General features: G+C 67.6%; 12 protein-coding genes and 1 pseudogene. 9 read left to right on the top strand and 4 right to left on the bottom strand.

Translation table 11 applies throughout. The features are described from left to right. The 6 genes from VET27_RS11345 to nei2 form a co-directional block, all read left to right on the top strand. Positions 1 to 567, top strand: a 567-nt coding sequence (locus tag VET27_RS11345) for a TetR/AcrR family transcriptional regulator (protein ID WP_526518055.1), incomplete at its 5' end; no start/stop codon positions are given. A 95-nt stretch (positions 568 to 662) separates the two neighbouring features. Further along, entirely contained in the window at positions 663 to 5,195 is a 4,533-nt protein-coding gene (locus tag VET27_RS11340; RefSeq protein ID WP_526518053.1) for an ATP-dependent helicase, read from the top strand. A gap of 68 nt (positions 5,196 to 5,263) precedes the next feature. Further along, entirely contained in the window at positions 5,264 to 5,755 is a 492-nt protein-coding gene (locus VET27_RS11335; RefSeq protein ID WP_526518050.1) for a DUF2834 domain-containing protein, read from the top strand. After that, complete coding sequence (locus VET27_RS11330; protein ID WP_526518048.1) at positions 5,752 to 6,489, top strand: SDR family NAD(P)-dependent oxidoreductase; 738 nt, start codon at positions 5,752 to 5,754, stop codon at positions 6,487 to 6,489. The genes VET27_RS11335 and VET27_RS11330 overlap by 4 nt, the downstream gene beginning before the upstream one ends. Next, entirely contained in the window at positions 6,486 to 6,734 is a 249-nt protein-coding gene (locus VET27_RS11325) for a hypothetical protein (RefSeq protein WP_526518046.1), read from the top strand. Before VET27_RS11330 ends, VET27_RS11325 begins: the two co-directional genes overlap by 4 nt. A gap of 9 nt (positions 6,735 to 6,743) precedes the next feature. Beyond that, positions 6,744 to 7,502, top strand: a complete 759-nt coding sequence (gene nei2 / locus VET27_RS11320; RefSeq protein WP_526518044.1) for an endonuclease VIII Nei2 — start codon at positions 6,744 to 6,746, stop codon at positions 7,500 to 7,502. An 81-nt stretch (positions 7,503 to 7,583) separates the two neighbouring features. Here the strand turns inward: nei2 and VET27_RS11315 are convergent, their stop codons facing one another. Beyond that, positions 7,584 to 8,624, bottom strand: coding sequence for a fatty acid desaturase family protein (locus tag VET27_RS11315; RefSeq protein ID WP_526518057.1), 1,041 nt, complete (start codon positions 8,622 to 8,624; stop codon positions 7,584 to 7,586). Positions 8,625 to 8,776: 152 nt separating this feature from the next. Beyond that, a complete protein-coding gene (locus tag VET27_RS11310) occupies positions 8,777 to 9,850 on the bottom strand; it encodes a ferredoxin reductase (protein ID WP_526518042.1) in 1,074 nt (357 codons plus the stop codon). A gap of 69 nt (positions 9,851 to 9,919) precedes the next feature. Between VET27_RS11310 and VET27_RS11305 the strand changes: the two genes are divergently transcribed. The 3 genes and pseudogenes from VET27_RS11305 to VET27_RS11295 form a co-directional block, all read left to right on the top strand. Then, positions 9,920 to 10,606, top strand: coding sequence for a TetR/AcrR family transcriptional regulator (locus VET27_RS11305; protein ID WP_526518040.1), 687 nt, complete (start codon positions 9,920 to 9,922; stop codon positions 10,604 to 10,606). Positions 10,607 to 10,630: 24 nt separating this feature from the next. Next, complete coding sequence (locus VET27_RS11300) at positions 10,631 to 11,416, top strand: enoyl-CoA hydratase/isomerase family protein (RefSeq protein ID WP_526518038.1); 786 nt, start codon at positions 10,631 to 10,633, stop codon at positions 11,414 to 11,416. An 85-nt stretch (positions 11,417 to 11,501) separates the two neighbouring features. Then, a pseudogene (locus VET27_RS11295) lies at positions 11,502 to 11,718 on the top strand (alpha/beta fold hydrolase); the annotation flags it as partial. A gap of 52 nt (positions 11,719 to 11,770) precedes the next feature. Here VET27_RS11295 and VET27_RS11290 read toward each other — a convergent pair. Together VET27_RS11290 and VET27_RS11285 are read right to left on the bottom strand one after the other, a co-directional pair. After that, positions 11,771 to 12,541: an SDR family NAD(P)-dependent oxidoreductase gene (locus VET27_RS11290; protein WP_526518036.1), complete on the bottom strand. Its 771-nt coding sequence runs from the start codon at positions 12,539 to 12,541 to the stop codon at positions 11,771 to 11,773. A 31-nt stretch (positions 12,542 to 12,572) separates the two neighbouring features. Next, complete coding sequence (locus tag VET27_RS11285) at positions 12,573 to 12,914, bottom strand: DUF1330 domain-containing protein (RefSeq protein ID WP_526518034.1); 342 nt, start codon at positions 12,912 to 12,914, stop codon at positions 12,573 to 12,575. Between the last annotated feature and the right edge of the window lies 1 nt (position 12,915).

Below are 12,915 nucleotides of genomic sequence, written 5' to 3'. Positions count from 1 at the left end.
GAGGTGTTCGGACAGCGGCCCTACGACGAGGTGCGCATCGACGAGATCGCCGAACGCGCGGGTGTGTCGCGGGCGTTGATGTACCACTACTTTCCGGACAAGCGCGCGTTCTTCGCGGCCGTCGTGCGTGCCGAGGGCGAGCGCTTGTTCGAGGCCACCAACACTCCCCCGCAGCCGGGTCTCAGCCTGTTCGAGCAGCTCCACGCCGGCGTGCTGGCCTACCTGCACTACGACGAGGCCCACCCGCACGGCGCCTGGGCTGCCTACATGGGCATGGGCCGCTCCGACCCGGTGCTTCGCGGCATCGACGACGTGGACAACGACCGCCAGGCCAACCGCATCATCGACCGCATCACGGAGTCACTGGGCGATCCGCTGGACTCCAAGGTGCTGCGCGATCTGCGCGCGGTCGTCTACGGCTGGCTGGCGTTCACCTTCGAGATGTGTCGGCAGCGAGTCGTCGACCCGTCGATCGACGCGGGAGCGGTCGCCGACGCGTGCGCACACGCGCTGCTCGACGCCGTCGCTCGCATCCCCGCCATGCCCTCCATGCCCACCCCCGAGTGACTTGGGCGCGTTCCCGTTCGCTGAGCGATCGTTTGCGCGCCGAAATCGCGAGAGGGGTCGGCGGGGTTGTCGGTGGGTGCGGGCACTATGGCTAGATGGCCCGGAAGACCGCTGAACCCGCAGCACCCCTAGCCCGCTTCAGCGAGCTGACGCGGGAGTGGTTCACGGGTACGTTCGCCGCGCCGACGGCCGCCCAAACCGAGGCGTGGGAGGCCATCGCCAACGGCGACAACACCCTGGTCATCGCCCCGACGGGGTCGGGCAAGACGCTGGCGGCGTTCCTCTGGGCCATCGACCGGCTCGCCTCGGGCGAGCCGCGAGCCGCCACGGCGGGCACCCGGGTGCTGTACGTGTCACCGCTCAAGGCGCTGGCGGTCGACGTCGAGCGCAATCTCAGCACCCCGCTGACCGGCATCGGCCGCGTCGCGGAACGCCGCGGCGTGCCCGCGCCGAGCATCACGGTCGGGGTGCGCTCGGGCGACACGCCACCCAACCGCCGCCGCGAGATGATCGCCAAGCCGCCGGACGTCCTCATCACCACGCCCGAGTCGCTGTTTCTGATGCTCACCTCGGCCGCACGGGAGACGCTCGCCGAGGTCGACACCGTGATCGTCGACGAGGTGCACGCCGTCGCGGCCACCAAACGCGGGGCCCACCTGGCGCTGTCGTTGGAGCGCCTCGACCAACTCATGGACAAGCCCGCCCAACGGATCGGTCTGTCGGCCACCGTCCGGCCGCCCGAGGAGGTCGCCAGGTTTCTGTCGGGCCAATCCCCCACGACCATCGTGGCGCCCATGGCCGCGAAGACGTTCGACCTGTCGGTGCACGTGCCGGTGCCCGACATGGCCAACCTGGAGAACAACAGCATCTGGCCCGACGTCGAAGAACGCATCGTCGACCTGATCGAGGCGCACCAGTCGTCGATCGTGTTCGCCAACTCGCGGCGCCTCGCCGAACGACTGACGGCGCGGCTCAACGAGATTCACGCCGAACGGGTGGGCACCGAGGTACCCGAGACACGGAATCCAAAGGTAGGCGGCGGCTTTCCCGCCCAGATCATGGGGAGCGGCCAGAGCTTGGGGGCGGAGCCGCTGCTGGCGAAGGCCCATCACGGGTCGATCAGCAAGGAGCAGCGCGCGATCGTCGAGGACGACCTCAAGAGCGGTCGCCTGAAGGCGGTGGTCGCCACGTCGAGCCTCGAGCTCGGCATCGACATGGGCGCCGTCGACCTCGTCATCCAGGTCGAGTCCCCGCCGTCGGTGGCCAGCGGCCTGCAACGGATCGGCCGTGCGGGGCACCAGGTCGGCGAGATCTCCCAGGGCGTGCTGTTCCCCAAACACCGCACCGATCTCATCGACTGCGCAGTGACGGTGCAGCGCATGCTCGCAGGCGAGATCGAGACCACGCGGGTGCCCACCAACCCCCTCGACGTGCTGGCCCAGCACACCGTCGCCGCGGCCGCTCTCGAACCGCTGGACGCCGACCGCTGGTTCGACGCCGTGCGGCGCAGCGCACCGTTCGCCACGTTGCCGCGCAGCGCGTTCGAGGCGACGCTGGACCTGCTGAGCGGAAAGTACCCCTCCACGGAGTTCGCGGAGCTTCGCCCCAGATTGGTGTACGACCGCGACGCGGGCACCCTCACCGCAAGGCCGGGCGCGCAACGACTGGCGGTGACGTCCGGTGGCGCGATCCCCGACCGCGGCCTGTTCACCGTGTACTTGGCCTCGTCGGCCGATACCGACAAGCCCTCGCGGGTAGGCGAACTCGACGAGGAGATGGTGTACGAGTCGCGCCCCGGCGACGTCATCTCCTTGGGCGCCACCAGCTGGCGGATCACCGAGATCACCCACGACCGCGTGCTCGTCCTGCCTGCGCCGGGACAGCCGGCCCGGCTGCCGTTCTGGCGCGGCGACGGAGTGGGCAGACCCGCCGAGCTGGGTGCCGCCATCGGCGCATTCACCGGAGCACTGGCCGGGCTGGACCGCGCGAAGTTCGACGAACGCTGCGATGCAATGGGTTTCAACGACTTCGCCACCGACAACCTGTGGCAGCTCATCAACGATCAGCGGGAGGCCACCGGCACAGTACCCACCGATACGACGTTCATCGTCGAACGCTTCCGCGACGAACTGGGCGACTGGCGCGTCATCCTGCACTCCCCCTACGGTCTGCGCGTGCACGGCCCGCTGGCGCTGGCGGTGGCCAGGCGGCTACGGGAGCGCTACGGCATCGACGAGAAGCCGACGGCCTCCGACGACGGCATCATCGTGCGCCTGCCCGACACCGAGGACACCCCGCCGGGCGCGGAACTGTTCGTCTTCGACGCCGACGAGATCGATCCCATCGTCACGGACGAGGTGGGCGGCTCGGCCCTGTTCGCTTCGAGGTTCCGCGAATGCGCCGCACGTGCCCTCCTGCTACCGCGCCGCCATCCCGGCAAGCGTTCCCCGTTGTGGCACCAGCGCCAGCGAGCCGCGCAACTGCTCGACATCGCCCGCAAGTACCCGGACTTTCCGATCGTCCTCGAGACCGTGCGCGAGTGCTTGCAGGACGTATACGACGTGCCGACGTTGCGCGAGTTGATGAATCGCGTTGCGCAGCAGCGCATCCGGATCCTCGAGGTCGAGACGACGACCCCGTCGCCGTTCGCGGCGTCGCTGCTGTTCGGCTACGTCGGCGCCTTCATGTACGAGGGCGACAGCCCGCTGGCCGAACGCCGCGCCGCCGCGTTGTCATTGGACAGCACCCTGCTGGCGGAACTGCTCGGCCGCGTCGAACTGCGCGAACTCCTCGACCAGCAGGTGATCGCCTCGACCGTCGCGCAACTGCAGCACCTGGCGACCGACCGCGCGGTGCGTGACGCCGAGGGCGTCGCCGACCTGCTGCGGCTCCTCGGTCCTCTCACCGAACGGGAGGTGGCCGAGCGGTCGACGGTCGAGGAGGTCGGCGGCTGGCTGGAGGGGTTGCGATCGGCCAGGCGCGCGCTGACGGTGTCGTTCGCCGGTCACACGTGGTGGGTGGCGATCGAGGACGTCGGCCTGCTGCGCGACGGTGTGGGAATCGCCGTGCCCGTGGGCATTCCGGCCAGTTTCACCGACTCCGTTGCCGATCCTCTCGGCGAACTGCTGGGCCGCTATGCCCGCACCCGCGGCCCGTTCACCACCCGTGAGGCTGCCGAGCGCTTCGGGCTGGGCCTGCGGGTGACTGCAGACGTATTGGGCCGCATGTCGGTCGACAGGAGACTGGTCCGCGGCGAGTTCACCACCGAGGACCCCGAACAGTGGTGCGACGCAGACGTTCTCAAGATTCTCAGGCGACGCTCCCTGGCCGCCCTGCGTGCCCAGGTCGAGCCTGTCAGCACCGCCGCCTATGCCAGGTTCCTGCCTGCCTGGCAGCAGGTGGGAGTCGAGAAGAGTACGGGCATCGACGGATTGGCGTCGGTGATCGGGCAGCTGTCCGGCGTGCCCATCCCCGCGTCGGCGATCGAGCCGTTGGTGTTCGGCCAGCGGGTCCGAAACTATCAACCGGCGATGCTCGACGAATTGCTTGCCTCGGGCGAGGTGACGTGGTCGGGAGCCGGTTCGATCAGCAGCGGCGACGGCTGGGTCGCGTTCCACAGCGCGGAGACGGCGCCTCTGACGCTGGCCGCACCTGCGACAATCGATACCACCGACGTCCATCGCGAAATCCTTGTCACGCTCGATCACGGCGGCGCCTATTTCTTCCGGCAACTCACAGCCAACGCGAACGCCGGTGATGCCGGTTCCGCGGTCAAACGAGCTCTCTGGGAATTGATCTGGGCCGGCCACGTCACGGGTGACACGTTCGCACCGGTCCGCGCACTGCTCGCGGGGTCGGGTCGACGGGGCGGTGCGCACCGGCAACGGCAACGGCCGCCGCGGTTGAGCCGGTACAGCGTCGCGCATGCTCAAACCCGCACCACCGATGCGACCGTGGCGGGCCGGTGGTCCGCCCTGCCGCACGCCGAGCCCGACTCCACCATCCGGGCGCACTTCTCGGCGGAACTCCTGCTCAACCGGTACGGCGTGCTCACCAAGGGCTCAGCCGAGGGGGTGCCCGGCGGGTTCGCGATGTTGTACAAGGTGCTCACCGCGCTGGAGGACGCCGGTCGGTGCCAGCGCGGCTACTTCGTCGAATCGCTCGGTGGAGCCCAGTTCGCGGTCGCTTCCACGGTCGACCGGCTGCGGACCTATCTCGACGGGCTCGACCAGACGCGTCGCGACTACCACGCGGTCGTGCTCGCGGCCGCCGACCCCGCCAACCCCTACGGCGCAGCACTGCCCTGGCCCGGCGAGTCCGATACCGGACACCGGCCCGGACGCAAGGCCGGCGCCCTGGTGGTACTCGTCGACGGTGAGCTGACGTGGTTCCTCGAGCGGGGCGGACGCTCGCTGTTGTCCTTCTCGCCGGACGCCGACGCGCACGCCGCGGCCGGAGCCGCGCTGGTCGACCTGGTCGGCGCGGGCCGTCTTCAATCGCTGCTCGTCGAGCGGATCAACGGCGTCCCCGTGCTGGATCCCGGCGCGGGCCCGGCGCACGGCGCCGTCCACGACGCGTTGACCGGCAGCGGCTTTTCGCGGACGCCGAGAGGGTTGCGGTTGCGCTGATCTCGCCGCATCACCGCGAGAATGGCAAAAGTGACAAAACTACGGTGGTGGCGTCCCATACTCGGATCATGGTCTCGCTGATCGTTCATGCCATCCTCGGCGTCCTCGTCATCCTTTGGATCGTCCGCGCCAATCCGCACGTCTTCGCCCGGGCCGCAGGTGGGCCTGCGTTCTCCGCGCTCGAGATCGTGTACTACGTCATCGGCATCGCTTCGATCGCCCTCGGCTATTACTTCAACCACCAGTTCGTCGAGCAGTACGCCGTCCCTGGCGGCAACCCGATCTGGGGTCCGGGCAGCTGGCAACAGTTCATCGGGCTCGGCTACGTCAACCCCGCGGCGGCATCGGCCAGCCAGGACTACACGATCATCAACGTCATCCTGCTGCCTCTGTTCACCATCGTCGACGGCTACCGGCGCGGGATCCGACGGCCGTGGTTGTTCTTCGTGACCAGCCTCTTCACCAGCTGCGCGTTCGCCTACGCCTTCTACTTCGCGGTCGTCGAGCGTCAACACCGCCACCAGAAGGCAGCCACTTCGCTGGCCACGATCCCCGCGTGAGGGGAACACCCCTGCGAGGAACCGCGTTGGCAAGGATCGTGAGCGACGATCTGATCACCACCCCGTTCGGCTTCGGGTCCACCGCCGCGGAGGTGATCGCCGGCGTCGACCTCTCGGGTCGGCGTGCGATCGTCACCGGAGCCTCGTCGGGCATCGGGATCGAGACGGCTCGGGCCCTTGCCCGCGCAGGCGCCGAGGTGACGTTGGCCGTCCGCGACACCGCCGCCGGTGATCGCGTCGCGGCCGACATCGGCGGCAAGGTCGGGGTGGCTCCGCTCGACCTGAGCGACCTCGACAGCGTTGCGGCCTTCGTGTCGGCGTGGCAGGGACCGCTGCACATCCTGGTCAACAACGCCGGGGTGATGGCGATCCAGGAACTGACCATGTCGGCCAGCGGTCACGAAATGCAGTTCGCCACCAATCATCTGGGACACTTCGCACTCGCCGTCGGCCTGCACGGTGCGCTCGCCTCGGCCGGCGGAGCGCGCATCGTCTCGGTGAGTTCCGGCGGACACCTGCGCTCGCCCGTGGTGTTCGACGACATCGACTACGCCTTCCGCGACTACGACCCGTTCGGCGCCTACGGCCAGTCGAAGACCGCGAACGTGCTGTTCGCGGTCGAGGCCACCCGACGCTGGGCGGCCGAGGGTATCCTCGCCAACGCGCTGATGCCCGGTGGCTCGCCACACCGCTGCAACGCCATCGTCCCGCGGAGTACGCCGAGCAGGCGTTGACGGCGTTCCGTGCCGCCGGTACCGACTTCAAGACCGTCGAGCAGGGCGCCGCGACGTCGACATTGCTGGCGGCGTCTCCGCTGTTGGACGGCGTCGGCGGGCGCTACTTCGAGAACTGCAACCAAGCAAGGATCGTCGACCGCCCCGGCGGGCCGGGGCAGGGCGGCGTCGCACCCTACGCACTGGACCCGGCGAATGCCGAACGGCTGTGGGACCTTTCGCTGGCGCTGATCGACACCCGCTAATCTGACGGCATGCCAGAAGGTGACACCGTCTTCCGCACCGCGGACAAGCTGCGGGGGGCACTGGCAGGCAAGACGCTGACGCGATGCGACGTGCGGGTGCCGAAGTTCGCCACCGTGGATCTCACCGGCCAGGTCGTCGACGAGGTTCTCAGCCGCGGCAAGCACCTGTTCATCCGCGTCGGCAACGCCAGCATCCACTCCCATCTCAAGATGGACGGCGCCTGGCTGCTGAACGGCCAGATCAGGCGCGTGCCGGTCCACAAGGTGCGGATCGTGCTGGAAACGGCCGACAGTCGGGCTGCCGGCGTCGATCTCGGAGTGCTCGAAGTACTCGACCGGGACAACGACCAGGAGGTGGTCGCGCACCTCGGTCCCGACCTGCTTGGCGACGACTGGGAACCACGCACGGCGGCATCGAACCTAGTGACCGATCCGGACCGGCCGCTCGCCGAAACGTTGCTCGACCAGCGGGTCATGGCGGGCGTCGGAAACGTATACGCGAACGAGCTGTGCTTCGTGCTGGGGCGACTACCGGCCTCACCGGTCAGCAGTGTGAAGGACCCGCTCAGGGCCGCCCAGCGGGCGCGGGACATGCTGTGGCTCAACCGATCCCGAGTCAATCGAACGACGACGGGAAACACCCGGCCGGGCAACGACCTGTGGGTGTACGGCAGGGCCGGGCGTGCATGTCGCCGCTGCGGAACCATCATCGAAATGGACACCAGCGGTGACCGGATCTCGTACTGGTGCCCGAATTGTCAGACCTGAAACGCATCGAGACTACGGAAGATGACGCTTTTCGACTGAAATGCATCATCTTCCGTAGTCTCGGCGCGAAAGTGGCGGCGTCTAACGACCTGGCAGCGCCAGCCTGCAGATCTTGCGGACGACGGTGGCGAACTGCTTGGGCAGCGGGCCCTTGTTGTAGGGGACGCCGTACCGCTCGCAGATCTCCTGGACATCTTCTGCGATCTCCGCGTGCCGGAACGCCGGGATGTCGGGGAACAGGTGGTGCTCGATCTGGAACGACAGGTTGCCGCTCATGACGTGGAAGAGCTTGCCACCCGTGAGATTCGCCGAGCCGAGGATCTGGCGGAAGTACCACATGCCGCGAGTCTCGTTCGCGGTCTCTTCCTTGGTGAATTCCTGTGTGCCGTCGGGGAAGTGGCCGCAGAAGATGATTGCGTAGGACCACACGTTGCGGATCAGGTTGGCCGTCAGGTTGCCGGTGAACACCCACGGCGCAGACGGTCCTGCCAGGAGCGGGAACGCTACGTAGTCCTTCAGCGTCTGCCGCTTGACCTTGCCCCAGATGCCCTTCAAGATCTCGCGCTTGTCGGCGAGGGAGATCTCGCCGGCCCGAATGCGCTCGGTCTCCAGTTCGTGAAGCGCAACGCCGTACTGGAACAGCACCATCAGCAGGAACGCGTAGACCGGGTTGCCGTAGTAGTAGGGCGTCCACCGCTGGTCCTCGCTCATCCGCAGGATCCCGTAACCGATGTCGCGGTCCATGTCGACGATGTTGGTGTAGGTGTGGTGCATGTAGTTGTGCGAGTGACGCCATTGGTCGCTCGGGCAGGCGGAGTCCCACTCGAAGTTGCGGCTCGTCAGCGCGGGATCGCCCATCCAGTCGTACTGCCCGTGCATGACGTTGTGGCCGATCTCCATGTTGTCCAGGATCTTCGACGCCGCCAACATCGCGGTGCCTGCGATCCAGGCGGGGGGCAGGATGCCGGCGAACAGCATGGCGCGGCCACCGACCTCGAGGGCGCGCTGCGCCTTGATGACACGCCGGATGTAGGTGGCGTCGCGCTCGCCGAGGTCGGCGACCACGCGTTCCCTCAACTCGTCCAGCTCCCGACCGAAGGCATCGGCGATCTCGAGGGTCATGGTGACGGGCTTGCCGCGGACGATCTTGGTGATGGCCTGTTGAATTGGGGCGGGCAACACGTCGACGACGTTCTCGTCGATGGTGGTGTTCTCCACGGTGGTCTTCTCGAGCATGGCAGTCATGGCTGATCCTTTCGAGTTCGATTGGGGTTTCAGAGCGACAGTTCGACGTCACCGACGGGGACGGACACGCAGATCTGCACGTCCTCCTCGTCGGCCGTCGACACGGCGCCGGTTATGAGGCTCTTGACCGCGCCGCTGGTCTTGCGGCGGGTACAGGTGTGGCAGATGCCCATTCGGCAGCCGCTCGCCGGCGTCAGGCCGGCCGCCTCGGCCTGCTCGAGCAGGGAGCGCCCGTCGTCGGTGACGGCGACGCCGCTATCGGCGAACGCGACCGTTCCACCCGACGCCTCCGTCGGGACGGCAAACACCGGCGGGACGAAGCTCTCGAAGCGGGCGTCCGTGAAATGCTCGCGGACCGCCTCGACGAGAGCGGCTGGGCCGCAGACGAACACAGCGTCCGGCGCTGGCATCTCGGCGATGTGCTCGGCACCGAAGTAACCCGTCAGGTCACCGGCCTCGGGTGAACGCGAGTAGCCGTGAAGGACGCGCACACCGGGCACGGCGGCGAGTTCGTCTCGGTAGCACGCCTCCTCGGGAGTGCGGGCGTAGTGGATGAAGGTGATGTCGCGGTCCGAGCCTTCGCCGCGCATCGTGCGCAGCATGGACAGCACCGGGGTGATGCCGCTGCCGCCGGAGACGAAGAGAACCCGGCGGGGCCTTACGGCCGGCAGCACGAAGTCGCCAACGACGCCGTCGAGTCCCACGACCATGCCGGGACGGGCGTTGCGGAACAGGTGCTGCGACACCAGGCCCTCGTCGTGTACACCGATCGTCAGCTCGAGCAGTCGGTCGCCCTCGGCATTGGCGGGTGAGTAGCAGCGGGTCTGCCTTCGCCCGTCGACCTCGACGGTCAGGTTGACGTGCTGGCCGGCGCGAAAGGCGGGTCCGGCCGCGAAGGCCGCATTGGGTTCAAGAGTGAGGGTGACGCTGCGGGGCGTCTGCCGACGAACCGCGACGACCTTGGCGCGGGCATCGCCCAGCGTCCAGGTGGGCTCGACGAGCTCCGTGTAGCGATCGACGCCGTGCGGTCCGGTGAGCAGGTCGACCAGTGGCGACCGCAGCACTCCGTCCCGCAGGCTCAGCGTCTTCGTTTGAGTGAACATGTGTATACCGTGCGGCAGATACCCCAGAACCGTCAACCGATTCGAGCAGGTTGTGGTAGGTTTCACACAGTGAACGATCGTACGCCCAGTTCACGAACGCCCCGTTCAGGACGCTCGGGGTCCTCGCGCTCCTCACGGGACACCCTCTCGCGGGACGACCGCAAGGAGGCGACCCGGCGGGCGATCGTGGCGGGGGCGTTGCGACTGCTCGAGGAACGCAGCTTCAGCGCCCTGAGCCTGCGGGAGGTGACCCGCGAGGCCGGCATCGTGCCTGCAGCCTTCTACCGGCACTTCGACTCGATGGAAGCACTCGGCCTGGTACTCATCGATGAGTCGTTCCGCGCATTGCGCGACATGTTGCGTGGCGCGAGAGCGGGAAAGCTCGACCCGAGCCGGATCATCGAATCCACCGTCGACATCCTGATCGCGGGAGTCAACGAGCGTCGCGAGCACTGGCGCTTCATCGGCCGGGAACGCAACAGCGGCGTCACCGTGCTGCGCTATGCGATCCGCACCGAGATTCGGCTGATCACCTCGGAGCTGGCGATCGACCTGACCCGCTTCCCCGGCCTGAACACATGGAGCGCCGAGGACCTCAACATCCTGTCCAGTCTGTTCGTCAACTCGATGATCTCGATCGCGGAAGCCATCGAGGACGCACCCGACCAGACGGCACTCGACGAGATTCGGCACACAGCCGTCAAACAGCTTCGCCTTATCGTCGTCGGGATCAATGGTTGGCACAGTAGCGATTGAGGCCCGCGAATAGGGTGAGGCGCTATGCCGCATCTCGAATTGAGTCGTCCGCGCCCCGACATCGCCGTCATCACGCTCAACCGGCCGGACAAGCTGAATGCGCTGAACTACGGCCTCGTCGAGGACCTGCACCAGAGCCTGGAGGACGTCAACTCCGACCGTGAGTGCCGCGCGCTGGTGCTGACGGGCGCAGGCCGCGGATTCTGCTCTGGTCTCGACCTGACCGATCCCATGCCCGCGGAAGCCACTCGCGGCCTGGAGTTCCCGCGATCGAGCATGCGATGGCAGGAGCGCATCGCCGAGCTCACCACGCGGCTGAGCAGCCTGCGCCAGCCGGTGATCGCCGCGGTCAACGGACCTGCCTACGGCGGTGGGTTCGCGTTGGCCATGGCATCCGACATTCGCATCGCCTCGCCGTCGGCACGGTTCTGCACGCAGTTCATCAAGCTCGGCCTCGGCGGCTGCGACATCGGCGTCAGTTACACGCTGCCGCGAATCGTCGGCGCCGGCCAGGCGTTCGACCTGATCCTCACCGCGCGCACGGTGGAGGCCGACGAGGCGTTGCGCATCGGCCTGGTGTCGCGGGTGTCCACGGGGTCGGTGGTCGACGACGCCCTGTCGATTGCCAAAACACTCTGCAGCTACGGCAAATTCGGGGTGGAGTCGACGAAGCAGGTGTTGTGGGCCAACCTCGAGGCGCCTAGCCTGCAGGCGGCATTGCAGGTGGAGAACCGCAGCCAGATCCTGTCCTCGACCAGTGGTGAACTCAAGGAGGCGACGGCCGCCTTCGTGACCCGCAAGGAGCGCTGATGGGGCCCATCCGGAGATCGAACCGTACGCGTCAGGCCTGCTCGACGTGGGGGATGGACGTCCAGGGTCGGGGTGTGTGCCGGGAATGCGACGGCCCTTCGATCCCGACGCGTATCGCATCACCCTGCTCGATCAGCGCGGATGCGGTCGAAGCACGCCTCATGCCGGCGATCCCGCAGTTGACCGGAGCACCAACACGACTCACCACCTGATCGCCGATCATGGAACGGCTCAGGGCACACCTGGGGGTCCAGCGATGGATGCTCGCGGGCTGGTCGTGGGGAACGACGCTCGCGGCGGCGTGATGTCGGATCACCTCGTCGAGTTCCTCGACGACTTCGCCATTCGCCAGGTCTAGCGGGGAGTCCCACCGCCGTCGACGATGACGACCTGGCCGGTGATGTAACTTCCTGCGTCAGAACACAACAGCAGCGCGGCGCCGACCATCTCGTCGGGGGCGGCGAGGCGCTTCATCAGCGTTCCGCCGACCATCATGTCGATCGCCTGTTGCGGGTTCTTGCGCATCATGTCGGTGTCGACCGGGCCGGGGGCAATCGCGTTGACCCGGATGCCTTCTGCGACGTACCCCGCTGCCATCGAGCGGGTGAACGACATCAGTGCCGCCTTGACCGAACCGTAGATCGCCATCGTCGGAGTGAAGTTGAACGCACCCACCGACACCATGTTCAGGACCGCCGCGTGCGCGCTCTGCTTCAGGTACGGCAGCGCCTTCTGCGCCAGGAACACCGGGCCGTGCAGGTTCACCTCGTAGGACTTCGCGAGCGACTCGGGGGTCATCTCGCCCATCGGTTGGGCCAACGCGTTGGCGGCGTTGTTCACCACGACGTCGATGCCGCCGAACTCGGCGACGGTGCGCTCCACGATGTCGTCGAGGTCGTCGAGGCGGCCTGCGTGCGCGGCGACGCCGATCGCGTGCCCGCCGAGTCCGCGCAGATGCTTGGCAGCCTCCTCGCAGGCGTCGGCCTTGCGACTGGCGACCACGACGCGGGCACCGGCGAGGACGAACCCCTCGGCCAGGGCCAGACCGATGCCGCGCGTCCCACCCGTGACGATGACGGTGCGGCCGGTCATGTCGAACAGTCGGTCGAATGCTGCGCGATCCATGGTCGCTAGTAGAACAGACCGAGGGCGACGCCTACTCGGCCATGGCCCAGGTCGACGTGGCGACCAGGTCTCCCCGCTCCAGCGCGGCGGCCCGGTGCTCGTGAACCTGCTGGTAGCCAGGGTCTTTGACCATCTCGACGAATGCAGCCGGGGTGGGGTACTCGACGACCAGGATCGCATCCCACCATGGGCGCTCACCGTCGCCGATGACGTTGACCGGCGCGGCGCCGCTATAGCGGACGGTGCCTCCGACACGCGCCAGATGTGCCGCGACCTCGCGGAGGTACTGCAGGTAGCTCTCCCGCCCCCCACCTTCGTTGAACTTGAGCAGGTTGATCATCACGACCGGGGCATCGGCTGGCAACGCCTTCAAA

The sequence above is a fragment of the Mycobacterium sp. genome, assembly GCF_035633495.1.
Lineage (GTDB): Bacteria > Actinomycetota > Actinomycetes > Mycobacteriales > Mycobacteriaceae > Mycobacterium.
This window is presented reverse-complemented; position numbering and strand designations above follow the sequence as displayed.

Coding starts and splice junctions, on each gene's coding strand:
- VET27_RS11340 (WP_526518053.1), top strand. CDS start 663: ATGGCCCGGAAGACCGCTGAACCCGCAGCACCCCTAGCCCGCTTCAGC.
- VET27_RS11335 (WP_526518050.1), top strand. CDS start 5,264: ATGGTCTCGCTGATCGTTCATGCCATCCTCGGCGTCCTCGTCATCCTT.
- nei2 (WP_526518044.1), top strand. CDS start 6,744: ATGCCAGAAGGTGACACCGTCTTCCGCACCGCGGACAAGCTGCGGGGG.
- VET27_RS11315 (WP_526518057.1), bottom strand. CDS start 8,624: ATGACCCTCGAGATCGCCGATGCCTTCGGTCGGGAGCTGGACGAGTTG.
- VET27_RS11310 (WP_526518042.1), bottom strand. CDS start 9,850: ATGTTCACTCAAACGAAGACGCTGAGCCTGCGGGACGGAGTGCTGCGG.
- VET27_RS11300 (WP_526518038.1), top strand. CDS start 10,631: ATGCCGCATCTCGAATTGAGTCGTCCGCGCCCCGACATCGCCGTCATC.
- VET27_RS11290 (WP_526518036.1), bottom strand. CDS start 12,541: ATGGATCGCGCAGCATTCGACCGACTGTTCGACATGACCGGCCGCACC.